Here is a 24,603-nt window from a genome sequence, read left to right as displayed (position 1 = left end):
ATCACCGTACGCGGTTGTATTCGTTTTGGCCGTATTGCATGCGGGCCTTGAGCTTTTGCTCCCAGCTGCCCGCATCGCCCGCCTTCCAGTCGGGAGAAGTGAAGTTGCTGCCCGTGCCCGCGTAGGGCGGTGCGTCGTACTTCACACCGCCGCCGGTCTGCGGTTTTTCGCCGCAGGCCGTCAGGGCCACGGCTGCGCCCAGGGCGCCCAGAACATGCCATGCACGCGTCTTCATGACTTTGCTCCCGCCGGCGGCTGGCCGGCCTGCTTGGAACCATAGGCCGTGCCCCAGCCCCAGACCTCGGCGCCCTTGCCCCGCTGGACCACGCGGGTGCGGAAGATGTCGGCGACCACGTCGCCGTCACCGGCCAGCAGCGCCTTGGTAGAGCACATTTCGGCACAGGCGGGCAGCTTGCCCTCGGCCAGACGGTTGCGTCCGTACTTCTCGAACTCGGCCTGGCTGCCGTGCTCCTCGGGGCCACCGGCACAGAAGGTGCACTTGTCCATCTTGCCGCGCACACCAAAAGTGCCCTGCGAGGGGAACTGCGGCGCACCGAACGGGCAGGCGTAGCTGCAATAGCCGCAGCCAATGCATACGTCTTTGTCATGCAGCACCACACCCTCTTCCGTGCGGTAGAAGCAGTTGACGGGGCACACGGCCATGCAAGGGGCGTCGCTGCAGTGCATGCAGGCCACCGAGATGGACTTCTCGCCGGGCACGCCGTCGTTGAGCGTGACCACGCGGCGGCGGTTCACGCCCCAGGGCACCTCGTGCTCGTTCTTGCACGCCGTCACGCAGCTGTTGCACTCGATGCAACGCTCCGCGTCGCAAATGAATTTCATCCGTGCCATCGCTGCCTCCTTATGCGCGTTCCACGTTGCAGATCGTGGTCTTGGTTTCTTGCATCATGGTCACGCTGTCGTAGCCATAGGTGGTGGCGGTGTTGACCGCCTCGCCGCGCACCACGGGGGCCGCACCCTTGGGGTAATAGGCCAGCATGTCCTGGCCCTGCCAGCGGCCCGAGAAGTGGAAGGGCATCCAGCAGGTATCCGGCGCCACGCGCTCGGTCACCAGCGCCTGCACATTCAGGCGCGCGCCCGTGGGGGTGCTGAGCCAAACGCGCTCACCGTTGCGGATGCCGCGATCGGCCGCCGTCTTGGGGTTGATCTCGACGAACGACTCCTGCTGCAGCTCGGCCAGCCAGGGGTTGGAGCGGGTTTCCTCGCCACCACCCTCGTACTCGACCAGACGGCCGGACGAAAGGATCAGCGGATATTTCTCGTACACCTTGTCGGCCACGTTCTTCTGCTGCAGGCTCTTGTAGAGCGTGGGCAGCCGCCAGAACGCGTTCTTGTCATCGTGCGTGGGGTACTTGGCCACGAGATCCGGACGCGTGCCGTAGATGGGCTCGCGGTGCTGCGGAATGGGGTCGGGGAAGTTCCAGACCACCGCGCGCGCCTTGGCGTTGCCGAACGGGTGGCAACCATGCACCTTCATCGCCACGCGGATGATGCCGCCAGAGGGGTCGGTCTTCCAGTTCTTGCCCTCGGCCGCCTTCTGCTCCGCCTCGGTGAGGTCGGCCCACCAGCCCAGCTTCTTGAGCAGCACATGGTCGAATTCGGGGTAGCCGGTGGTGAGATCGGCGCCCACCGAGTGCGAGCCATCTTCGGCCAGCAGGTTGACGCCGTCGCGTTCCACGCCGAAGTTGGCGCGGAAGTTGCCGCCGCCATCCATCACATGCTTGCTGGTGTCGTACAGGTTGGGCGAGCCCGGGTGCTTCATCTCGGGCGTGCCAAAACACGGCCAGGGCAGGCCAAAGTAGTCGCCCGTAAAGTCGTAGCCGGTTTCCTTGTCCTTGCCGCCCTTGGCCTTGAGCGTCTTCACGTCGAACATGTGCATGTTCTTCATGTGCGCCTTCAGGCGCTCCGGACTCTGGCCGGTGTAGCCAATGGTCCAGACACAGCGGTTGATCTCACGCAGGATGTCCTCGGGCACGGGTTCGTCCATGCCCTTGACCTTCTGCATCTGGTAGTTCTTGACCAGTTCCTTGTCGAAGCCAAGCTTCTGTGCAAACTGGTACATGATCATGTGGTCGCTGCGGCTCTCCCACAGCGGCTCGATGACCTTTTCGCGCCACTGCAGCGAGCGGTTGGACGCCGTGGCCGAACCACTGGTTTCAAACTGGGTGCAGGCCGGCAGCAGGTACACGGCCCGGTTGGGATTCAGATCCTCTGGCTTGCCGGGCATGGCCGCCATGGCCGCCGTGGCCGACGGATAGGGATCAACCACCACCAGCAGGTCCAGCTTGTCCATCGCGCGCTTCATCTCCAGGCCGCGCGTCTGCGAGTTGGGCGCATGACCCCAGTAGAAGACACCGCGCAGGTTGGAATCCTGGTCGATGAGCTCGTTCTTCTCCAACACGCCGTCGATCCAGCGCGAGACGGTGATGCCGTTCTTGCTCATCATGGCGGGCGATGCGTAGCGGCCCTTGATCCACTCGAAGTCGACCCCCCAGGCGTTGGCGAAGTGCTTCCACGAGCCTTCGGCCAGGCCGTAGTAGCCGGGCAGTGAATCGGGGTTGGGGCCGACGTCCGTCGCGCCCTGCACGTTGTCGTGGCCACGGAAGATGTTGGCCCCGCCGCCGCTCTTGCCGACGTTGCCGAGCGCCAGTTGCACGATGCACGAGGCACGCACCATGGCGTTGCCGATACTGTGCTGCGTCTGGCCCATGCACCACACCAATGTAGCCGGGCTGTTCTTGGCCATCATCTCGGCCACTTTGTACATCTGCGCCTCGCCCACGCCACAGGCCTCCTCGACCTTGTCGGGCGTCCACTTGGCCAGCACCTCCTCGCGCACCTTGTCCATTCCGTAGACGCGGTCGTTGATGTACTTCTTGTCTTCCCAGCCGTTCTTGAAGATGTGGTACAGCAGGCCGAACAGGAACGGAATGTCCGTGCCGGAGCGAATGCGCACGTATTCGTCAGCCTTGGCGGCCGTGCGGGTGAAGCGCGGGTCCACCACGATCATCTTGCAGCCGTTTTCCTTGGCATGCAGCATGTGCAGCATGCTCACCGGGTGGGCCTCGGCGGCATTCGAGCCGATGTACAACGCACACTTGCTGTTCTGCATGTCGTTGTACGAGTTGGTCATCGCACCGTAACCCCAGGTATTGGCCACGCCCGCGACCGTGGTCGAGTGGCAGATGCGCGCCTGGTGATCGCAGTTGTTGGAGCCCCAGAAGCTCACAAACTTGCGCAGCAGATAGGATTGCTCGTTGCTGTGCTTGGACGAACCGATGAAGTACACGCTGTCGGGGCCGCTGGACTCGCGCAGTTCCTTCATGCGGGCGGTGATTTCGTCGAGGGCGGTATCCCAACTGATGCGCTCGTACTTGCCGTTGACCAGCTTCATCGGATAGCGCAGGCGGTACTCGCCGTGGCCATGTTCGCGCACGGAAGCGCCCTTGGCGCAATGCGCCCCCAGGTTGATGGGCGAATCGAACACCGGCTCCTGGCGCACCCATACGCCGTTTTCCACCACGGCGTCCACCGCGCAGCCCACCGAGCAGTGCGTGCACACGGTGCGGCGCACCTCGACCTTGGTATCGCCGATGGCGACCTTGGCACCCTCGGCTGCCTGGGATTTGCGCACCAGCGTGAGCTGCGAAGCGGCAATGCCCACCCCCACCCCCAGGCCCGAGCGGCGCAGGAACGCGCGGCGATCCATGGTGGGCAGCGCCTGCGAGAGTCCGCGCCGCAGGCTGTGCACGAAAGGGGAAGAGGCCTGTGCACCTTGCGGCGCATGGGAAGATTTTTTAGTCAGCAACATGGCAAACCCCGCTGTGCCGCATCAGATGCGGGTGGTGTTGTAGTAGTGGCGGACATGGTCCGATTCATGGTAGCCGCCGCCCCGCTCGGGGGTAGGGCGCGGGGCCTGTTCCACCACAGCCTGCGGGGTGGTCACCATGCGCGGAAGCACGGCCACGGAAGCAGCTGCGGCACCGACGGTGGCAGCACCTGCAAAGAAACGACGACGGGAAGGGGTGGGCTGGCGGTCCTGCATTTTTGTCTCCAGGAATGCTGGCAAGAAAACGGAAAAATCGCGGCGTATGAAGCCGCATTCATACAGTCTATGACATTGGTCACAATGCGGCAACGTCACCCGAGGACCGGGCTCGCCTTTGGCGATGGGCGTGCTGCACCGTTGTACGTTCCGCGCTAGATGCGGCGCCGCGCTTACTCGAGCATGTCGAAGCCCTGCGACTCCACAGCCACGAAGGCGCGCGTGAACCGCGCCAGGACGGCGTAAAAACGCGCCCGCGGCTGCTGCTCCAGCACATCACACAACTGCAGCACCCAGGGCTGGATATGCGCGGCAAAGAAGGTGCGCTGTGACTCCAGGTGGCACACGCCCCCATCGTCACCAGCGATCAGGTAGCGCATCACCTCGCACAGGTAGGCGATGTGATCCTCGGTATCGGGCATGTCCTCCGGGGCGGCCAGGCCCAAGCGCTGCAGGTCGGTGCGCAGCCGCGCCAGGGGCTTTTCGTTCAGAAAGCCGCTCAGGTAGTGCGAGCCGTACAGCAATACCTCGGGCTTGCCCACGCCGCCAAAGAGCGCGTCGTACTCGTCGGCCACCGCGCCGTCCGTCAGCTCGCGTGCCACGGCCACGAGCTGCTGCCAAGGCTCCTGCAAAAAGGCGCCGCTGGCGGGCGCCTCGGTCACCGCGACGCGCAACGCATCCAGCAGGGCCGGATCGGGCGAGGCGTAGTACAGCTGGGCCAACAGGCCGTACAACTCTGCGCGCGCGGTTTCCTCGTCCAGCGCGGAGGTGGTGGCCGGGGCGGTGAGGTGGGCTGTGGTGGGACTGCTCACAGGTCGGTCACTTTCGCTTCGTTCTGGGCGGAGTACAGGTCAATCACGCGGCAGTCGCCGCACATCTTGAGGCGTTCCAGCGCCTCGCCCTGGAACATCGGGTGGTCGGCCAGCCTGCCCAGCATGGCCTCGATGGCCTGCAGCGTGCCGAAAGGCTTACCGCAGCGGATGCAGCCGTAGGGCTGGGTCTCGTTCAGCACGCGCGGCTGGCCGCGCTCCGGTGTCAGCAGCATGCGCGGCTGCAGCGCGATGGCGTTCTCAGGGCAAGTGCGCTCGCACAGGCCGCATTGCACGCAATTCTGCTCAGTGAAGCGCAGCTGCGGTGCCTGCGGATTGTCTTGCAGCGCGCCGGCGGGGCAGGCGCTCACGCAGCTCAGGCACAACGTACAGCGGTCCTTGTCCACGACCACCGTACCCCACGGAGATGGCCCCTTGGGTAGCGCAATGGCCTCGGGCAACTCGCGCGCGGGGGCATTGGTCACCAGATGATCCAGCGCCAGCTCCAGCGTGGCGCGCTTGTCATTGGTCGGCGTGAAGCGGGCGGCCTGCGCCGGTACGCTGCCGCACGCGCCGCCGATCGCGCGCAGCCCCGCATCCAGATCGGTCGCGGAGCGCGCATGCACGCAATGCAGATGCGTGCCCGTATAGCCCAGGCCGTGCAACAACGCCTGCGCCACCGCCATCTGCGACTGCAGGCCTTCCACGTACTGCGGTGCCTCGTCTCCCGTGAACAGCACCGCCACCTGTGTCGCCCCCTGCGCGATAGCGCTGAGCCACAGATCGATACCGACACTGGCTGTATGCCACAGCGCCACGGGGATCATGTGCGCGGGCACGCCCTGGGCCACGCCCAACTGGGCCGCGCGTCCCAGTTCATGCACGAGCTGCTGCCCGCTCTCCTGGCTGTGCAGCAGCAGGCTGGGCTGTCGGCCGCCGGCCTGGGCGTAAGTGGACAGCAGGGTACGGATGCGCGTGCCCATGTCCTGCGCGGACGGGTAGGCATAGCCCATGGCGCCCGTGGGACAGACCGTGGTGCAGGCGCCGCAGCCCACGCACAGGTGTGGATTGACCACCACCTGCTGGCGCACGGGGTCGCTGCTGATGGCCTCGGCCGAGCAAATGTCCACGCAGGCATTGCAGCCCACCCCACGGTTGCGGCTGTGGGCGCAGAGCTTCTGGCGGTAGCTGAAAAACTTGGGCTTCTCGAATTCACCCACCAGGTCGCGCAGGCGCAGCAGCGCCTGCAGGTCCTGCCCGTCCCAGCGGAAGTACCCCTGCGGCAGCGCGTGCTGCAAAAAGGTGGGCCCGGCGCCGGCAGGGCGCAGGTCCAGCACCAGATCAAAGTCCTGCGACTGCACCTCGGCCTCGCGCTCGAAGCGGATGGCACCCGCCACCGCGCAGGCCTTCACGCAATCGCGGTGGCCGGTACAGGCCGTCATGTCAATCTGGTAATCGAGCCCGATGGCGTTCTCGGGGCAGGCGGTCACGCAGGCATTGCAGCGCGTGCACAGGTCCAGGTCGATGGGGTTGTCCGCCGTCCATTGCAGCGCAAATCGCCCCAGCCAACCCTTGAGTGACACAACGCGCCCGCCCAGCACGGGAAAGCGCCGCTCCTGCCAGCCACCGGCATCACCGGGGCCTTGCGCGAACAGCGTCACGTCCAGCACGTCGGCCAGCAGCGTGGCCGCACGCTCGGCGGCATCCAGCGCGCCGATGATCAAGAGGCGGCCACCACTGCGAAAGCTCACGGTGGGCACAGGCTCGGGCTCTGGCAGATGGGCCGCCGCCAGCAACGCAGCGATCTTGGGGCCGGCCTGGCGCGCATCGCGGCTCCAGCCGCCGGTCTCGCGAATGTTGACGAAGCGCAGGGGCGAAGTGGCCCCTTCGGTCTGCTCGGCCAGTTCGGTGAACAGGCGTTGTTCCTGGGTGCAGGCGACAAGCACCGTCTCGCCGCTGCGCACGGCCTGCTGGAAGGCGCCGGCCTCGCGGCGGCACAGGGTGGAGTGGAGCGTCAGCTCCTCATGCAGAGCCGTTCCCAGTGCCCTGGGGTCCAGAGGCATGGTCCGGTTGCAATCGCATATCAGCGTCTTGGGCATCGGGTAGGTGGCTGGCGGGCGCGGTCTGCTGCGGTGCAGCATCCGGCGCCTGCGGGCTAGGAATGGCGTTGCATACGCCGGACTGTGCCACATCGAGGTCGCCCGCGGCCTGCTGCGGCTCGATCACCCCAGCACCCTGGCCGGCCTTTGCCGTGCTGGAGCGCTCCTGCGGCGCGTCCTCCTGCACCAGCCCCAGCACCTTGGCGCTGGCGAGCTGGCGCAGCGTGCTCAGCGGCAGCGGCGTGGGCTGGGTGTAGTCGTCGATATAGACATCCAGCCCGTCCATCACATTGAAATGCGGGTCGCTGAACAGCTTCTTCATGGCGGCGTTGCGAACCTCCGGCGCCACGCCGCGCGTCACGAAACTGGAGAAGTCGGACTCTGGCGTGAGTGCCTGCACGTCCTGCAGCGTGGGCAACGGCCGCGCCGCGGCTGCCGGTTGCGCTGCTGGCTGTGCGGTGAGTTGCTGCACAGGTGCCACAGGTGCTTCACGCTGCGGCGGCAGATCGGGCGCCGCAGCAACCTCCACCTCGGTTTGGGAAGCGGTTTCGGGGTCTCGCGCCTCCTGCTTGCGCCGCGACCACCTGCCCAGGAAGCCCTCAGCCATGACCGCCCTCGCCTTCTGCCGGCGCACCACCGCCACCGCCGCCGCCGCGCGTCTTGCCCGTGGAGATGGAAGCGGGGTTGCCGAACCGGTCGGTCAGTGGGCGGAAGCTCTCAGGCCGGCGGCGGCGCTTGGGCTCGGGCTGGTAGTGCTCCGTCACGAAGGCCTGAAGCCATTCGCGCACCGGGCCGGGCGCGGGCACCTGGTCCACGTTTTCCTGCGCATCCAGCCATCGGCCCGCATCGTGGTAGCTCAGGCTCACATCGACCGGACGCGCCAGCTGGTGCCCGTCCGCGCCGGGCTCCTCGTCCATGCGCCAGTGCACGAACCAACAGGGCTCGGGCGCGCTCAGATTGAGGTGGTAGCCCTCGACATCGTCGCGGAACAGCTCCACGGCGAAGCCGGGGAACAGCCAGTGCTCCTCGGCCTCGCTCTGGCGCAACAGGCGGGGTGTGGTGCCAAACACGTCTTCATGCGGCACGACCTCGCCCAGGGACCAGCGCCAGGGCTGCCAGCGGTTGTTCAGGTGCTCGCGGCGCATGACCACAGCAACGGAGATAAAGGGGCGGGAGGACATGCGCGCCACTGTACGCCGGAGTCAGCCGCCCTGCCCCTGCGGCGGCGCAATGCCCCGCACGGCCACGGCGCAATACTTGAACTCGGGAATCTTCCCGAACGGGTCCAGCGCCGCATTGGTGAGCAGGTTGGCCGCCGCTTCCACATAGGCAAACGGCATGAACACCGCACCGCGCGGCGTGCCGTCGTCGCGGCGCACACGCACCTGCACGGCACCACGGCGCGAGCGGATCGCCGCCCAGTCGCCCGGCGCCAGCCCTAGGCGCGCCAGTTCGTCGCCGTGCAGCGAGGCCGTAGCGTGCGGCTCGATGGCGTCCAGCACGGCCGATCGCCGCGTCATGCTGCCCGTGTGCCAATGCTCCAGCTGGCGGCCCGTGATGAGCACCAGCGGGTAGTCGGCATCAGGCCGCTCGTCGGCCGGGATGATGTCGGCCGGCACCAGCGTCACACGGCCCGTGGGGGTGGGAAAGCGCTCGGTGAATACGATGGGCTGGCCCGGATCTTCGACCGAGAGGCAGGGGTAGGTCACGCTGGACTCGCGCTCCAGCCGGTCCCAGCTGATACCCGCGATGGCGCCGGCCATGGCCTGGCGCATTTCCTCGTAGACGGCAGCCACGCCAGCTTCTGCGCCCTCGTAGTCCCAGGCCAGGCCCATGCCCTTCGCCATCTGCTGCACGATCCACAGGTCGGGCCGCGCGTCACCCGGTGGCGTGAGCGCGCGCCGGCCCAGCTGCACCATGCGGTCGGTGTTGCTCACGCTGCCGGTCTTCTCGGGCCAGGCGCTGGCGGGCAGCACCACGTCGGCCAGCCAGGCGGTTTCGGTCAGGAAGATGTCCTGCACCACGAGGTGCGACAGGCTCGCGAGCGCCTGGCGCGCATGGTTCAGGTCAGGGTCGCTCATGGCCGGGTTCTCGCCCATGATGTACATGCCGCGCACCTTGTGCGGGTCGGCCTCATCGGCCAGGGCCTTGTGCATGATCTCGACCACGGTGTAACCCGGCGCGTCGTCCAGCGGCAAGCCCCAGAACTGCTCGAACCACGCGCGCGCCTCGGCGTTGTCCACGCGCTGGTAGTTGGGGAACATCATCGGGATCAGGCCCGCGTCGCTTGCGCCCTGCACGTTGTTCTGGCCGCGCAGCGGATGCAAGCCCGTGCCGGGCCGGCCGATCTGCCCGGTGACGGTGGCGAGGGCAATCAGGCAGCGCACGTTGTCGGTGCCATGCACATGCTGGCTCACGCCCATGCCCCAGAGGACCATCGACGCCTTGGCCGTGGCGAACGCGCGCGCCACCTCGCGCAGCGTGTCCGCGGGAATGCCGCAGAGCGGCGCCATGGCCTCAGGGCTGTAGGCGCGCACGTTCTCTCGCAGGGCCTCGTAGTTGAGCGCACGGTCACGGATGAAGGCCTCGTCGGCCAGGCCCTCCTCGATCACCGTGTGGATCAGCGCGTTGAGCACGGCCACATCGGTGTCGGGCCGGAACTGCAGCACGCGCCAGGCGTGGCGCCCGATGTCGGTCACGCGCGGGTCGGCCAGCACGATCTTTGCACCCCGCCGGGCGGCATTCTTCATCCATGTGGCGGCCACGGGGTGGTTGGATGTGGGGTTGGAGCCGATCACCAGAATGACCTCGGCATGCGCCACGTCGCTCACCGGGTTGCTCACCGCGCCCGAGCCCACGCCCTCCAGCAGCGCCGCCACGCTGGAGGCGTGGCACAGGCGCGTGCAATGGTCCACGTTGTTGCTGCCAAAGCCGGTGCGCACCAGCTTCTGGAACAGGTAGGCCTCTTCGTTGCTGCCCTTGGCCGATCCAAACCCCGCCAGCGCCTTGGGGCCGTGCGCATCGCGCAGCGCACGCAGTCCGCCTGCGGCGCGCTGCAGCGCCTCGTCCCAGGTCGCCTCGCGGAAGACCTCGCGCCAGTCCTCGGGCCTCACAGCGCCCTGCCAGTCCTTGGGAACGCCAGGTTTGCGCACCAGCGGCACCGTGAGGCGCTGCGGGTGGTGCGCGTAGTCAACGCCGAAGCGCCCCTTCACGCACAGGCGGCCCCGGTTGGCCGGGCCGTCACGGCCGTCCACGCGCACGATTTTTTCGTCCTTCACGTGGTAGGTGACGAGGCAGCCCACGCCGCAGAACGGGCAGACCGAGTCCACCGTGCGGTCCACCTTCTGCGGGCCGATGTGAGTCTTGGGACTCAGCGCGCCCGTGGGGCAGGCCTGCACGCATTCGCCGCAGGCCACACAGGTGCTGGCGCCCATAGGGTCGTCCAGGTCGAAGACGATCTTGCTGTCGGCTCCGCGCAGTGCATAGCCGATCACGTCGTTGACCTGTTCCTCGCGGCAGGCACGCACGCAGCGGTTGCACTGGATGCACGCGTCCAGGTGCACGGCCATGGCCGGGTGGCTCAGGTCGGGCGCGGGCTGCGCGCGGCGCAGCGCGGCCAGCGCGGGACGCACGGCCACGCCCAGCGCATCGGCCCAGGCGCTCAACTCGCCGTGCTGCCCCGGGGGCGTTGGTACTTGGTCAAATTGTGCTACAGCGCTTTCCTGGCAAGCGCTACCAGCTATTGTTTTTGCAGCGTCGTTCCACTTGTGGCCGGTCTCCGGCATGTCGGACAGCAGCAGCTCCAGCACCATCTGCTGGCTCTTGAGCGCGCGGGGGCTCTGGGCGCGCACGCGCATGCCGGGCGTGGGCGCGCGGCAGCAGCTGGGCGCCAGCGTGCGCTCGCCTTCGATCTCCACCACGCAGGCGCGGCAGTTACCGTCGGGCCGCAGGCCATCGGTGTGGCACAGGTGGGGAATCTGCACGCCGTGGCGGCGCGCGGCCTGCCACAGGGTTTCGCCCGGAAGGGCCTGCAAGAGTTCGCCGTCGAGCTCGAACGGCACGGCGCCGGTGTGCGGTGCGGCGCTCATGGGCGATCCTCCGGCACAGCGGCGGGAGGGATGCGCTCGGTGCGCACGCCGCCGCGCGGCAGCGGCAGGTCGCCGGGCCAGGGGCCCTCGCCCACCTCATGCGCAAAGTACTTGTGGATGCAGCGGATCGGGTTGGGTGCCGCCTGCCCCAGCCCGCAGATGGAAGCGTCGGCCATCACCTGCGCCAGGTCGTCCAGCGTGTCCTCGTCCCACAGCGGCGCCTGCATGAGCTGCGCCGCCTTGGCCGTGCCCACGCGGCACGGCGTGCACTGGCCGCAGCTCTCGTGCGCAAAAAAACGCATCATGTTCAGCGCCGCATCGCGCGCGCGGTCGTGCTGGCTGAGCACGATCACGGCCGCCGATCCGATGAAGCAGCCGTGCGGCTGCAGCGTGTCGAAGTCCAGCGGCACATCGGCCAGCCGCGCCGGCAGGATGCCGCCCGACGCGCCACCGGGCAGGTAGGCATACAGCACGTGCCCGTCGGCCATGCCGCCGCAGTATTCATCCACCAGTTCACGCAGCGTGATGCCCGCGGGCGCCAGCTTCACGCCGGGTTCCTTCACCCGCCCGCTCACGCTGAAGCTGCGCAGCCCCCTGCGCCCGTGGCGGCCGAAGCTGGCAAACCACTGGGGGCCCTTTTCCACGATGTCGCGCACCCAGTACAGCGTCTCGAAGTTGTGCTCCAGCGTGGGCCGGCCGAACAACCCCACCTGGGCGATATAGGGCGGGCGCATACGCGGCTCGCCGCGCTTGCCTTCGATGCTCTCGATCATCGCGGACTCCTCGCCGCAGATGTAGGCGCCTGCCCCGCGGCGCAACTCGATGCGCGGCAAGGCGCACGGCGGGTCGGCTTGCAGTTCGGCAATCGCTGCCTGCAGGAGGGCGCGGCAGCCGTGGTATTCGTCGCGCAGGTAGATGTACACCTCCGCGGTACCCACGACCTGTGCAGCCACCAGCACACCCTCCAGGAAGCGGTGCGGGTCGCGCTCTAGGTAAGTGCGGTCCTTGAACGTGCCGGGCTCACCCTCGTCGATGTTCACCGCCATGAGGGCCACGCCCCCACGCTCCCCGGCTTCGCGTGGTCCGCTGCCCGCCGAGGGGGCCGTTGCCTCGCTCGGGGCGGCCTGGCGCCCGGCAAGGGCCGCCTGCTCGCGCACGATGCGCCACTTGCGCCCCGCCGGAAAACCCGCACCGCCCAGGCCGCGCAGGCCCGAGTCCTCCATGGCCGCAAGCACGCCGTCGGCCGGCACGCGCCCCTGGCCCAGGCCGGCGGCCAACGCATAGCCGCCGCGCGCCCGATAGGCGGCCAATCCCACCCACGGCGGCGCGACCGCCTCCGGCCCGCGCGTGATGGCCGTTTGCGGCAGCGCTTCAAAAACAGGAGCTGTCGGCGCTTGAGGGTGCTGGGCCTGAGCCCGATCCGGCATCAAATCGACCCGCTCCAGCACCGCCCCCAGCGTGGCACGCGGCACCGGGCACTGGTGCACCACGGCCACAGGCGCCTGCTCACAGCGGCCCACACACGGCGCGGCCTGCACACGCACGTCGCCATGGCCCGCGGCGCTCAGCCGCCCGGGCAGTTCGGCCAGCAACGCGTCGGCCCCGGCCATGCAGCAGGACAGCCCGTTGCACACGCGCAGCACCAGGCGCGGCGGCCCGTCGGCGTCGCGCAGCACCTCGAAGTGGTGGTAGAAGCTTGCCACCTCGTACACCTCGGCCATGGGCATGTTCATCAGGCGCGCCAGCGCCACCAGGTGCCGCTCGTACAGCGCACCGTGGCGATCGTTGATCAGGTGCAGGTACTCGATAAGCCGGTCGCGCGCATAGCCCTCGGGCGGGCGCGCGCCGATCAGCGCCTGCACCTCGGTCAAGGCAGAGGCCTCGGGCTGGCGGCCCTTGAGGTGGGCCTTGCGGCGCAGGCGCTCGCGCAGATCGTCTGCCGTGGCCACGGGCACGGCGGTGAATTCGGGTCGGGAGATCATGGAATCGCGGGGAAAAGGAAGCGCAGGCAGTGTGCGCCGCGCCCCCCGCGGCGTCAATGCACGCGGTCCCACCGGGCAGGACTAAGGCCGGGCCCTGCTGTCCGGCACGCCGCCCCGCGCTTGCCTGCGCGCACTTCGCTTGCCCTCGGCACCTTGTTCCCATACCGCTCCCTCTGCATGGCATCTCATCCAGCCGTCCTGCCTCCTTGCAAAGGCCGGTAAGATGCGCGCCCTTCAAAGCCGCGCTCCGCTCCTGGCTCCCGCCCGGCCCTGCAGCCCCCCCGCCGCCGCACCCCTGGATTGCGGCGCATGCGGGCCCTGCCCTACCACTCTTTCCGACGCTTTCTCGCTATGCAAACGACTTTCCGATCGCGTATCGCGCTGATCGCCGCCCCCGCGCTGGTCAGCCTGGTCCTGGCCGCACCCGCACTGGCCCAAGACCTCACCCTGCGTGGCGCGGGCGCTTCCTTTCCCGCCAAGGTGTATGCCCAGTGGGCCAGCCACTATGCGCAGGAGCGCGGCACCAAGGTCCAGTACGCAGCCGTCGGCTCTACCCAAGGCGTGCAGCAGATCAAGGCGCAGCAGGTCGACTTCGGCGCCACCGACATTCCCCTGTCGCAGCAGGAGCTGGCCCAGCATCACCTGATCCAGTTCCCCACGATGGTCGGCGGTGTGGTGCCGGTCGTGAACCTGCCGGGCGTAGCCAGCGGCCAGCTGCGCCTGGATGCGCACGTGCTAGCCGCCATCTTCGCCGCACGCATCGACCATTGGAACGACAAGGCGATTGCCGCGCTGAACCCTGAATTGAAGCTGCCCAACCTGCCGATCACGCGCGTTGTGCGGGCCGACGGCTCGGGCACCACGCAAGTGCTGCTCGCCTACCTGCGGCAGGCCGCGGCCGCGGACGACAGCGCCATCCCCCTCAAGGACGGACGTGCGAATTGGCCCGCCGGCGGCGCGATCCAGGCCGTGGAGGGTTCCAGCAAGATGGTGGCAGCGGTGCAGGCCACCGCCGGTGCCCTGGGCTACGTCTCATCGGACTATGTGGTGGGCGACGGCCCCGCCGCCGTCGCGCTGCGCAACCGGCGCGGTGAATGGGTGACCCCTTCGGTGGCGAGTTACCGCGCCGCCGTGCGCGGCGCCAACCTGTTTCGTGACGGCCTGAACGCGCCGCCGCTGGTGGACGTGGACAGCCCCATGGCCTGGCCCATCGTGTCGGCCACCTACATCGTGATCGACAGCAAGCCCGCCGCGCCCGAGCGCACGGCACGCGCGCTCAACTTCTTCTATCGCTCGTTCCTGATGGGCGACCGCGCGGTGGCCGGCACCGGCTTTGCGCCACTGCCCGCCGAGACGCAGGCCCGCGTGGTGGCGCTGCTGAGCACGGTGCGCGCACCGGACGGCAAGCCGCTGCCCGTGATGGGCGGAGCAGAGGAAGGCGCGGGCGCGCGGCTCGCGCTGCGCTGAGCCGCAACGCGCCCTGGCAGATCAGGTGTTCTTGCTGATCGAGATGGTGGGGAACTTGCTGGAGAAGTCCTTGGCCTGCTGCGCGATCTTCACGGCCACATCGCGCGCCACCTTCTTGTAGATCTGCGCGACCTCGCCGTCAGGGTCGGCCACCACGGTGGGCTTGCCGCTGTCGGCTTGCAGGCGGATGTGCATGTCCAGCGGCAGCGCGCCCAGGTAGTCCATGCCATAGTCGGCGGCCATCTTCTTGCCGCCGTCGGCGCCGAAGATGTGCTCCACATGGCCGCAGTTGCTGCACACGTGCACGGCCATGTTCTCCACGATGCCCAGGATGGGCACGCCCACCTTCTCGAACATCTTGATGCCCTTCTTGGCGTCCAGCAGCGCAATGTCCTGTGGCGTGGTGACGATCACCGCGCCGGTCATGGGTACGCGCTGGGAGAGCGTGAGCTGGATGTCGCCCGTGCCCGGCGGCATGTCGATGATGAGGTAATCCAGGTCCTTCCAGTTGGTCTGTCGCAGCAGCTGCTCCAGCGCCTGCGTGGCCATGGGGCCGCGCCAGATCATGGCCTCGTCCTGATCCACCAGGAAGCCGATGGACATGACCTGCACGCCGTAATTCTCGAGCGGCTCCATGGTCTTGCCGTCCTCGCTCTCCGGGCGGCGGCTGATGCCCAGCATCATGGGCTGGCTGGGGCCGTAGATGTCGGCATCCAGCACGCCCACGCGGGCGCCTTCAGCGGCCAGCGCCAGGGCCAGGTTGGCGGCCGTGGTGCTCTTGCCCACGCCGCCCTTGCCCGAGGCCACGGCGATGATGTTCTTCACCTGCGGCAGCAGCTGTACGCCCCGCTGCACCGCGTGTGCGATCACCTTGGTGTTGATGTTGACCGACACGTTCTCCACACCCGCCACTGCCTTGGCAACGGCGATGAACTGGCGGCGCAACTCGGGCACCAGGCTCTTGGCGGGGTAGCCCAGCTCCACGTCGAAGGCGACATCGCCGCCGTTGATCTGCACATTGCGCACCGCGCGCGTGCTCACGAAGTCCTTGCCCGTGTGCGGATCCTGGACGCCGGCGATCGCCGCCAACAATGCCTGTTCTGTGAGTGCCATGGTTGTGTGGTTTGCTGAAGAGAAAGCCGGAGTCTAGCCAAGCGGCCTTGGCACTGGCGCGCCTGTGCCTTTGTTTGCCTACAGCCCACGCAGCTGGCGCGCCACGCTGCGCAGCATGCCGATGAACGCCAGCAGCCAGGCCAGCAGCGCCACGGCAAAGAACAGCCGGGGCAGCGCATCCAGAAAGCCAAAGGCCATGGCCTGGTCCATCTGCCAGGTGCAGGCCGCGTACATGCCCAGCGGAAACACCGCGCCCCAGTACAGCGGGTCGTAGCGCAGCGGAAAGCGGCGCACGCCGTGGCGCCAGATGCCCAGCAGCACCAGCATGGGAATCCACCAGGTGCCCGCGGCCCAGTAGAACACGGTGAAGCCCTTGAGGAACGGCAGCAGCGACACCAGGAACGGCGCCTGCGGCGCATTCAGGATCAGCAGCGAGCCGGCCAGCGTGGAAATGGCCATGGCCCCCATGTTGATCCAGTACGGCGGCGACAAGTCGCCCGGCGAGAAGGGAAAGAACAGGTAGCGGTAGAAGATCAGCGCCATCATCCAGATGTAGAGCATGCCGCCCCACAGCCACATGGACAGCGCCAGCAGGTTGAGCTCCAGCCGCAGCGGCTGGCCGATGCGCGCGGCCAGCAGGGCGCTGGACACGGCCAGCGCCTGCGTGGACACCACGGCCAGCAGCCAGGCACCGCTGATGCCCCGGTCCAGCGGAGGTTTGTCCCGGCGGATGGTGAAGGCCGTGAAAATGGTGTAGGTCAACACCAGCCACAGCAGCGCCGCCAGCGCCCATAGCGCGAAGCCCAGCGGCACATGGCCCAGCAGCACGATGCACTGGCTGGCCAGGATGCCCGTGGCAGCCACCATGGTGAAGTAGCCGGTCCCGCGCGCGTGGTCCACCATGTCGCCAAAGAAACGCCGGGGATAGCGCCAGGCCCGCAGTACATACAAGCCCCACAGCACCACGTACTGCACGGCATTCAGGACCAGCAACGCGCGCGCCAGCAGGGGATGGCCCAGCATGTCCGCAGCCAGTGAAACGATGCCTGTGGCCATGACCAGGCCAAAGTAGGCAGGCGACAGCTCGCGCAATCCCCCCTGCCCCGCCGGAGTAGCCAGCTGCGGCGGCGACCCCGGCGGCGTGTTCAACGCAGCTCCAGCCGTGCCGGCCCCGCCTGCACGCTGCCAATCACCGCCGCCTGCGCGAAGCCCTCGCGCGCGAACACCGCGAGCACGTCCTGCACGCTGTCCGGCGCGCAGGCCACCAGTAGGCCGCCCGAGGTCTGCGGGTCCGTCACCAACGCCTGTGCGGTGGCTGGCAGGCCGGCGGACAGCGCCACGCCCTCGCCATAGCCGGCCCAGTTGCGGCCGCTGGCGCCGGTCACGAAGCCCGCCGCGGCCAGGTCCGCCACGCCGGGCAGCAGCGGCACGCGCGACCAGTCGATCTGCACCGTGACGCCCGCGCCGCGCGCCACCTCCAGCGCATGGCCGGCCAGGCCGAAGCCCGTCACGTCGGTGATGGCGTGCACGCCGGGCAGCTCGGCCAGCAGCGGGCCGGGGGTGTTCAGGCGCGTGGTGGCGGCAATCATCTCGCGGTAGTGGGCGTCGGCCAGTTGCTCCTTCTTCAGCGCGGCCGAATACACGCCCACGCCCAGCGGTTTGCCCAGCACCAGCACGTCGCCCGGCTGGGCGCCGGCGTTGCGGCGCACCCGGTCCGGGTGCACCAGGCCCATGGCCACCAGGCCGTAGATGGGCTCGACCGAGTCGATGGTGTGGCCGCCCGCGATCGGGATGCCCGCCGCGCGGCACACGTCCTGCCCGCCGCGCACGATGGCGCCGATCACGTCCAGCGGCAGCGTGTTCACCGGCATGGCCACCAGCGCCAGCGCCATGATGGGCTTGCCGCCCATGGCGTACACGTCGGACAGCGCGTTGGTGGCAGCGATGCGGCCGAACTCGTATGGGTCGTCCACGATGGGCATGAAGAAGTCCGTGGTAGCCACCAGCGCCTGGCTCTCGTTCAGGCGGTACACGGCCGCGTCGTCCGAGGTCTCGATGCCCACCATCAACTCGGGCGGCATGACGGCGCCCGCGCCGCTTTGCTGCAGGATCTGCGACAGCACGCCCGGCGCGATCTTGCAGCCGCAGCCGCCGCCATGCGACAGCGAGGTCAGGCGCGGATGGGAAGGGGCGGCGGTGGGTGCTGAAGCATTCATGGCAAACAGGGAAAAAGCGCGGTGACGGACAATGGCGCCTGCCCCGACGCACAAAAGTGTGCCGCGGGCGCGCCGCGCGCATCATCCCAGATTCGCACCTGCCCGGCTTTGTTCAGCACCGCATTCCCGTGTCCCACCACCGCCCCATCCGTCCCGAAGACCGCCACCAGTTCGACGCCCTCATCGACGCGCGCTCGCCCGCCGAATACGCCGAGGACCACATCCCCGGCGCGATCAACTGCCCGGTGCTGAACGACGAGGAGCGCGCCATCGTCGGCACCATCTACGTGCAGCAAAGCGCCTTCGAGGCGCGCCGCGTGGGCGGGGCCATGGTGGCGGCCAACCTGGCGCACCACCTGCGCACGCATTTCGCCGACAAGCCTGCGCACTGGCGCCCGCTGGTCTACTGCTGGCGCGGCGGCATGCGCAGCGGCTCCATGGTGCAGTGGATGCGCCTGGTGGGCTGGGACGCGCAGCAGCTCGCCGGCGGCTACAAGTCCTTTCGCCGCCATGTGATGACGCAGATCGAGACCCTGGTGCCGCAGCTGGAGCTGCGCGTGCTGGTGGGCGCCACCGGCAGTGCCAAGACGCGCGTGCTGCAGCAGCTGGCCGGCATGGGCGCGCAGGTGCTGGACCTGGAGCACTGCGCCCGCCACAAGGGCTCGCTGCTCGGCGCGCTGCCGGGCGTGCCCCAGCCGTCGCAAAAGAATTTCGAGACACAGATCGCCACCGCACTGGAGGCGCTGGACCTGTCCCGCCCCGTGTATGTGGAGGGTGAGAGCGCGCGCATCGGCCGCCTCACGGTACCCGTGCCGCTGGTGCAACGCCTGCGCGCCGCCGCGTGCATCGAGATCGAAGCCACGCCCGAAGAGCGCCTGGCCTACCTGCTGCGCGACTACGCTTACCTGGGCGACGACCCCGATGCACTGGCCAAGCGCCTGGGCACGCTCACCGAGCTGCAGGGCAAGGAAGTCGTGCAGCGCTGGCAGGCCTGGGCCCGGGCGGGGGAGCTGTCCGCGCTGTTCGCCGAGCTGATGCTGCTGCACTACGACCCGCACTACGGACGCTCGCAGGCGCGCAACTTCACGCACTGGGAGACACGCCAGCGCGTGGGCGCGCCGGACCTGTCGCCCGAGGGCATCGCCGGTGTGGCGCAGGCCGTGCTGGCGCTGGAATAGTTCGGCGTCAAATCAGGCTGTAGCGCTTTATGGATAAGCGCAAGCAGCTATCATTTTTGAAACCCTCTCGCGCAGATGAAATCCCGGCGATTCGTGCGGGAACACGCCGCCTTCGGCTAGGCTCAAACCCACCTCATTCCTCAAGGACTCCTTTGTGAAACTGAAGATGGCCCCGAACTCGGGCTTCGCAATCCTGCTGCGCTCGCCCTGGTGGGTGAGCTTTGCCATCGCCGCCGCCATCGTGCTCGTCTGCGGCGCACTGCTGCCGAGGGACATCGCCCCGTTCGCCGCCATGGGCGCGCTGCCGATCGCCGTGATCGGCTGCATCGCCGCGTGGCGCCAGTGGCGCGCCCCCAGCGCCGCGCGCGTTCAGGGTGCCCTGCAGGCCGCTGCCGCCATGCCGTGGAAGGATTTCGCCAACACGCTGGAGCGCGCATGGCGCACCGAGGGGCACGAGGTGCAACGCCTGACCGGCCTGCACGCGGACTTGCGCATCACGCGGGGCGACCGCGCGGTGCTGGTGGCCGCACGCCGCTGGAAGGCCGCCACCCATGGTGTGGAACCCCTGCGTGAACTGCACGCCCAAGCGCAGCAGCAAGGCGCGCAGGCCGTGTACGTGGCGCTGACCGGCACCGTGAGCGAGACCGCACGCAGCTTTGCGCGCGAGCATGGCGTGGTGCTGCTGGAGGGCGATGCCCTGGCTGCCCTGCTGCTCAAGGCCACGCCCGCAGGTTAAAAAAAACGCAACCCAAGCCGCGTGGCTCCATGACCCACTCCCCTGCCCCTGCGCACACCGGCCTGGTGCTGATGGGCGGCGGCGCGCGCGCCGCCTACCAGGTGGGCGTGCTGCAGGCGATTGCCGACCTGCGGCTGGCTTGCGGCGAGCGGCGCGGGCCGGGGCCATTCGGCATCCTCACCGGCACCTCGGCCGGCGCCATCAACGCGGCGGCCCTGGCCTGTGGCGCGGACCAGTTCGACCGCACGGTGCGGCGCCTGGCGCGCGTGTGGACCCAGTTCCATGCCCGACAGGTGTACCGCGCCGACTCCCTGAGCGTGATGCGCAGCGGCGCGCGCTGGCTCACGCTGCTGTCGCTGGGCTGGGCTCTCACCCGCTGGAGCCGCATGCGCCCGCACTCGCTGCTGGACAACGCGCCGCTCGCGCAGCTGCTGGACCAGTTGGTGCCGCTGGCGCGCGTGCCGCGGCTGATCCGCGCGGGCCATCTGCGCGCCCTGGCGGTGACCGCGTCCAGCTACAGCTCGGGCCAGCACGTGGCGTTCTTTGACGCCGGAGACGCCCAGGAGCCCTGGGTACGCTCATTGCGCAAATCCGCGCGCGGCCCCATCACGCGCAACCACCTGCTGGCCTCGTCGGCCATTCCGTTCATGTTCCCGGCAGCGCCACTGGCCATCGACGGGCACACCGAATACTTCGGCGACGGCTCCATGCGCCAGACCGCGCCGCTGGCGCCCGCCATCCACCTGGGTGCGCAGCGCCTGCTGGTGGTGGGCACCAGCCGCACCTATGAGCCGCCGCGCCCCTGCATGGCTGGCACGCAGCAGCCCTACCCGGCGCTGGCCCAGGTGGCGGGCCACACGCTATCCAACATCTTTCTGGATGCGCTGTCGGTGGATATCGAGCGCGCTCAGCGCATCAACCAGACGCTGGCGCTGATTCCGCCCGAGGCCCGCAGCCACAGCCCGCTGCGGCCGCTGGAGCTGCTGGTGTTCGCCCCCTCGCGCAACCTGGACGAGATGGCGGCACGGCATGTGTGCGATCTGCCGGGGACCATCCGCACCCTGCTCAGCGCGCTGGGCGTGCGCGCCGACCGGCCTGACGCGGGCACCGGCGCGCTGGCCAGCTATTTGCTGTTCGAGCGGGGTTACACGCAAGAGCTCATGGCACTGGGCCACGGGGACGCGCTGGCGCGGCGCAGCGAGATCTGCGCCTTCTTCGGCTGGCAGGACCACGGCAATCCCGTGCGGGCGCCGCGGAACTGACACGCCCTAAAATCGAGGGTTGCGCCTCGAAACCCGAGGCGACTGGAGAGCCGCCCCCGATGACCGCACGCAAGATCTTCGTCACCACCGCCCTGCCGTATGCCAACGGCAATTTCCACATCGGCCACATCATGGAGTACATCCAGGCCGACACCTGGGTGCGCGCGCAGCGCATGCAGGGCAACGCGGTCAATTTCGTCGGCGCGGACGACGCCCATGGCGCGCCCATCATGATTGCCGCCGAGAAGGCGGGCAAGACGCCCCAGCAGTTCGTGGCCGACATCGCCGCCGGGCGCAAGCAATACCTGGATGGCTTTCACATCGCCTTCGACAACTGGAGCAACACCGACAGCCCGGAAAACCACGAGCTGTCCCAGCAGATCTACCTGGACCTGAAGGCCGCCGGCTTCATTGAGACGCGCACCATCGAGCAGTTCTTCGACCCCGAGAAGAACATGTTCCTGCCCGACCGCTTCATCAAGGGCGAGTGCCCGCGCTGCCATGCCAAGGACCAGTACGGCGACAACTGCGAGGTCTGCAGTTCGGTCTACGCGCCCACCGACCTGATCAACCCCTACTCGGCGCTGTCGGGCGCCAAGCCGGTGCTCAAGACCTCCGAGCACTTCTTCTTCAAGCTCTCCGACCCGCGCGCGGTGGAGTTCCTGACCGAGTGGACGCAGAACGGCCAGCATGTGCAGCCCGAAGTGGCCGCCAAGATCAAGGAATGGTTCGGCACGCGCACCAATCCCGACGGCACGACCAGCGAAGGTCTGGACGACTGGGACATCTCCCGCGACGCCCCCTATTTCGGCATCGAGATCCCCGATGCGCCGGGCAAGTACTTCTACGTGTGGCTGGACGCCCCCGTGGGCTACCTGGCCTCGCTCAAGAATCTCTTGAACAAGCGCGGCGAGGACTACGACGCCTACATGGCCGACCCGCAGCTGGAGCAGTACCACTTCATCGGCAAGGACATCATCACCTTCCACACGCTGTTCTGGCCCGCCATGCTGAAGTTCAGCGGCCGCAAGACGCCCACGAAGATCTGCGTGCACGGCTTCATGACCGTGAACAACGGCGAGAAGATGAGCAAAAGCCGCGGCACGGGGCTGGACCCGCTCAAATACCTGGCCCTGGGCATGAACCCCGAGTGGCTGCGCTACTACCTGGGCGCCAAGCTCAACGGCAAGAACGAAGACATCGACTTCAACCCCGAAGACTTCATGGCCCGCGTGAATGCCGACCTGATCGGCAAGTACGTGAACATCGCCAGCCGTGCCGCGGGCTTCATCTTCAAGCGCTTCGGCGGCAAGCTGGGCGAAGTCAGCGCCGATGGCCAGGCGCTGCTGGCGCAGCTGCGCGAACAGGCCGGTCCCATCGTTGCGGCCTACGAGGCGCGCGACACGGCCCGCGCCGTGCGCGAGACCATGCTGCTGTGCGACCGCGTGAACAGCTACGTGGACGCCAACAAGCCCTGGGAGCTGGCCAAGCAGGAAGGCATGGAGGCGCGCCTGCAGGACGTCTGCACCACCTGCATCGAGGCCTTCCGCATCCTGACGATCTACCTCAAGCCCATCCTGCCGCAGGTGGCTGCCGAGGTGGCCCGCTTTCTCATCGTGCCGCCCGAGCAGTTTGCCGAAGTGGCCCAGCCCCTGGGCGCCGGCCACCAGATCGGCCAGTACCAGCACCTGATGCAGCGCGTGACGCAGGAGCAACTGGACGCGCTGTTCGAACCCCCTGCTCCCGTGGTCGAAAAGGTCATCCCCGGCGGAGAGGAAATCGCCCCGACGATCACCATCGACGACTTTGCCAAGGTGGACCTGCGCATCGCCAAGATCGTGAAATGCGAGGCCGTGGAAGGCTCCACCAAGCTGCTGCGCCTGACACTGGATGTGGGCGAAGGGCAGACACGCAACGTCTTCAGCGGCATCGCCAGCATGTACAAGCCCGAGGACCTGCAGGGCAAGCTCACGGTGATGGTGGCCAATCTGGCACCGCGCAAGATGAAGTTCGGCCTGAGCGAGGGCATGGTGCTGGCCGCCAGCCACGCCGACGAGAAGGCGCACCCCGGCATCTTCGTACTGGAGCCCTTCCCCGGCGCGCAGCCGGGCATGCGTATCCACTGATGGCCCGCCCCGGGCGATCACGCCAGCCCCTGCGCCTTGCGGCGGCAGGGGTTTTTTTGTGCGCCTTGCTTTCGGGGTGCACGGTGGTGGCGGTGGGTGCAGCCGCCGTCAGTGTCACGGCGACCGCCGTGGGGCTCGCGGCCGACGCCGCCGTGGGCACGGCGAAGGTCGTGGGCAAAGGCGTGGGCAAGGCCTATGACGCGATGACCGACGAAGAAGACCACAGCGGCATCACCATCCGCTACCGCGAAGGCGGCACACCGCAGCCGCTGCCGGATGCCCCGCCGCGGGAGCAGGCGGCACCCACGCCTGAGGCGCTGCCGTAGCCTCTGCGCGCGTTGCCTGGCGGCACCCGCCACAGGACATACGCATGGTCACGCCGAGGGTTCGCCCGGTGGCCGCGCGGCCTGCCGCCACTGCCCCGGTGTGCAGCCTGTCCAGCGGCGAAAGGCCCGGTTGAACACGCTGGGCTCCGCGAACCCCAGCGACTGGCTGATCTCCCCCAGCGGGCGGTCCGCCTGCGCCAGCGCGTGCAGTGCGGCCTGGTGCCGCGCCGCGTCCAGTACGGCGGTGTAGCTCAAGCCCAGCGCCTGCATGCGTCGCGCCAGGGTGCGCTCGCTCAGTCCCAGCGCTGCCGCGGCCTGGGCGCGCTCGGGGGCCTTGCCTTGCAGCGGCGCTTGCAATTGATCGGCCATCCATGCGTGCAGCGCCTGTGCAAGGTCGGCCGGCGCTGACAGTGCCGCCAGCCGTGTCGTCGCATGTTCGCGGTGCAGGCGCGCGAGCTGCTCGTCGGCCTGGGGCAGCGGCGCGTCCAGCAGCGCGTTGTCCAGCAGCACGCCGCTGAAGGCCTGCTCGAATTCCACGGCGCAGCCGAAGGCCTCGCGGTAGCCCGCCAGCGGCCCGATGCGTGCCTGGCTGAACTGCACCTGCCGCGGACGCACCACCTGTCCCGTGACCCACCGCGCAAACGCCACGACCGCGGCCAGCACCGCCTCGATCTGGTGCGGGCTGAATGCCAGCGCGCCCTGGCGCGGGTGGTACACCACCCAGCTGGCGGTTTCGCCCGCGATCGTCTGGAAACGCCCGCCGTCGCTGATGAGGCGCTGGTACTGCTGCACCGCGGCAATGGCCGCGCGCAGGCTGGACGCGGACTGCAGCAGGTAGCTCACCACATTGAAACTGCCCGGCCCCACCTGTGCCCCCACCTTGAGGCCAAAACCCGAATCTTGCGTGCAGTGCACGGCTGCGCGCCACAGCCGCGTGATGTGGTCAATGGGCCAGCGCTCGTGCGCCAGCTCGGCCGGTGCGATGCCCGCCCGCGCCAGCAGGCGCTCGCGCGCCACGCCCGCGCGCTCGGCGGCGGCCAGCACGGTGTTCACCCAACTCATCGAAACGCTGGCCTGCAAGGTCAATTTCTATGGCCTCCAAAGTCTATGCCGCGCCATGATATGCCGCTATCTT

General features: G+C 68.4%; 20 protein-coding genes. 6 read left to right on the top strand and 14 right to left on the bottom strand.

Going from position 1 to position 24,603, the window contains the following annotated elements:
• Window position 1: 1 nt before the first annotated feature.
• The 10 genes from BA022_RS18780 to BA022_RS18735 form a co-directional block, all read right to left on the bottom strand.
• Window positions 2-235: a hypothetical protein gene (locus BA022_RS18780; protein ID WP_011806562.1), complete on the bottom strand. Its 234-nt coding sequence runs from the start codon at window positions 233-235 to the stop codon at window positions 2-4.
• Window positions 232-852, bottom strand: a complete 621-nt coding sequence (fdh3B, locus tag BA022_RS18775; RefSeq protein WP_011806563.1) for a formate dehydrogenase FDH3 subunit beta — start codon at window positions 850-852, stop codon at window positions 232-234. Before fdh3B ends, BA022_RS18780 begins: the two co-directional genes overlap by 4 nt.
• Window positions 853-862: 10 nt before the next feature.
• Window positions 863-3,832: a formate dehydrogenase subunit alpha gene (locus BA022_RS18770; protein ID WP_088888446.1), complete on the bottom strand. Its 2,970-nt coding sequence runs from the start codon at window positions 3,830-3,832 to the stop codon at window positions 863-865.
• 21 nt (window positions 3,833-3,853) lie between these two features.
• Entirely contained in the window at window positions 3,854-4,066 is a 213-nt protein-coding gene (locus tag BA022_RS18765) for a formate dehydrogenase (RefSeq protein WP_015914109.1), read from the bottom strand.
• A gap of 173 nt (window positions 4,067-4,239) precedes the next feature.
• A complete protein-coding gene (locus BA022_RS18760; RefSeq protein WP_088888445.1) occupies window positions 4,240-4,878 on the bottom strand; it encodes a TorD/DmsD family molecular chaperone in 639 nt (212 codons plus the stop codon).
• A complete protein-coding gene (locus tag BA022_RS18755) occupies window positions 4,875-6,938 on the bottom strand; it encodes a 4Fe-4S dicluster domain-containing protein (protein ID WP_228403663.1) in 2,064 nt (687 codons plus the stop codon). The genes BA022_RS18760 and BA022_RS18755 overlap by 4 nt, the downstream gene beginning before the upstream one ends.
• A complete protein-coding gene (locus BA022_RS18750) occupies window positions 6,898-7,581 on the bottom strand; it encodes a DUF3306 domain-containing protein (protein ID WP_088888675.1) in 684 nt (227 codons plus the stop codon). The genes BA022_RS18755 and BA022_RS18750 overlap by 41 nt, the downstream gene beginning before the upstream one ends.
• The gene (locus BA022_RS18745) at window positions 7,574-8,155 is read right to left on the bottom strand and encodes a DUF3305 domain-containing protein (protein ID WP_011806569.1); all 582 of its coding nucleotides are present in this window, start codon (window positions 8,153-8,155) and stop codon (window positions 7,574-7,576) included. The genes BA022_RS18750 and BA022_RS18745 overlap by 8 nt, the downstream gene beginning before the upstream one ends.
• 21 nt (window positions 8,156-8,176) lie before the next feature.
• Window positions 8,177-11,062 carry a formate dehydrogenase subunit alpha gene (fdhF, locus tag BA022_RS18740; protein WP_088888443.1) on the bottom strand — a complete coding sequence of 962 codons (2,886 nt, stop codon included), beginning with the start codon at window positions 11,060-11,062 and terminating at the stop codon, window positions 8,177-8,179.
• Window positions 11,059-13,044, bottom strand: coding sequence for an NADH-ubiquinone oxidoreductase-F iron-sulfur binding region domain-containing protein (locus BA022_RS18735; protein ID WP_088888442.1), 1,986 nt, complete (start codon window positions 13,042-13,044; stop codon window positions 11,059-11,061). Before BA022_RS18735 ends, fdhF begins: the two co-directional genes overlap by 4 nt.
• A 351-nt stretch (window positions 13,045-13,395) precedes the next feature.
• On the opposite strand from BA022_RS18735, the gene pstS reads away from it, so the two are divergent.
• Window positions 13,396-14,511: a phosphate ABC transporter substrate-binding protein PstS gene (gene pstS, locus BA022_RS18730; RefSeq protein WP_088888441.1), complete on the top strand. Its 1,116-nt coding sequence runs from the start codon at window positions 13,396-13,398 to the stop codon at window positions 14,509-14,511.
• Window positions 14,512-14,532: 21 nt separating this feature from the next.
• Here pstS and apbC read toward each other — a convergent pair whose 3' ends face one another.
• The 3 genes from apbC to selD form a co-directional block, all read right to left on the bottom strand.
• Window positions 14,533-15,624 (bottom strand): iron-sulfur cluster carrier protein ApbC, encoded by a 1,092-nt coding sequence (gene apbC, locus BA022_RS18725; RefSeq protein WP_015914116.1) that lies wholly within the window; start codon window positions 15,622-15,624, stop codon window positions 14,533-14,535.
• A gap of 78 nt (window positions 15,625-15,702) precedes the next feature.
• Window positions 15,703-16,773: a tellurite resistance/C4-dicarboxylate transporter family protein gene (locus BA022_RS18720; protein WP_088888440.1), complete on the bottom strand. Its 1,071-nt coding sequence runs from the start codon at window positions 16,771-16,773 to the stop codon at window positions 15,703-15,705.
• Window positions 16,770-17,840, bottom strand: coding sequence for a selenide, water dikinase SelD (gene selD, locus BA022_RS18715; RefSeq protein ID WP_011806578.1), 1,071 nt, complete (start codon window positions 17,838-17,840; stop codon window positions 16,770-16,772). The genes BA022_RS18720 and selD overlap by 4 nt, the downstream gene beginning before the upstream one ends.
• A 128-nt stretch (window positions 17,841-17,968) precedes the next feature.
• On the opposite strand from selD, the gene mnmH reads away from it, so the two are divergent.
• From mnmH to BA022_RS18690, 5 genes are all read left to right on the top strand, one after another.
• The gene (gene mnmH, locus BA022_RS18710; protein ID WP_088888674.1) at window positions 17,969-19,018 is read left to right on the top strand and encodes a tRNA 2-selenouridine(34) synthase MnmH; all 1,050 of its coding nucleotides are present in this window, start codon (window positions 17,969-17,971) and stop codon (window positions 19,016-19,018) included.
• A 166-nt stretch (window positions 19,019-19,184) separates the two neighbouring features.
• Entirely contained in the window at window positions 19,185-19,754 is a 570-nt protein-coding gene (locus tag BA022_RS18705; RefSeq protein WP_088888673.1) for a restriction endonuclease, read from the top strand.
• 29 nt (window positions 19,755-19,783) lie between these two features.
• Window positions 19,784-21,016, top strand: a complete 1,233-nt coding sequence (locus tag BA022_RS18700) for a patatin-like phospholipase family protein (RefSeq protein WP_088888439.1) — start codon at window positions 19,784-19,786, stop codon at window positions 21,014-21,016.
• Window positions 21,017-21,075: 59 nt separating this feature from the next.
• Window positions 21,076-23,142, top strand: a complete 2,067-nt coding sequence (gene metG, locus BA022_RS18695; protein WP_088888438.1) for a methionine--tRNA ligase — start codon at window positions 21,076-21,078, stop codon at window positions 23,140-23,142.
• A 56-nt stretch (window positions 23,143-23,198) separates the two neighbouring features.
• A complete protein-coding gene (locus tag BA022_RS18690) occupies window positions 23,199-23,468 on the top strand; it encodes a hypothetical protein (RefSeq protein WP_228403661.1) in 270 nt (89 codons plus the stop codon).
• Window positions 23,469-23,516: 48 nt separating this feature from the next.
• On the opposite strand, the gene BA022_RS18685 is transcribed toward BA022_RS18690, so the two are convergent.
• On the bottom strand, window positions 23,517-24,530 hold the full coding sequence (locus BA022_RS18685) for an AraC family transcriptional regulator (RefSeq protein ID WP_228403659.1): 1,014 nt from the start codon (window positions 24,528-24,530) through the stop codon (window positions 23,517-23,519).
• Window positions 24,531-24,603: the final 73 nt, after the last annotated feature.

This window comes from Diaphorobacter nitroreducens (assembly GCF_002214645.1).
In the GTDB taxonomy this organism is placed as follows: domain Bacteria; phylum Pseudomonadota; class Gammaproteobacteria; order Burkholderiales; family Burkholderiaceae_C; genus Diaphorobacter; species Diaphorobacter nitroreducens.
This window is presented reverse-complemented; position numbering and strand designations above follow the sequence as displayed.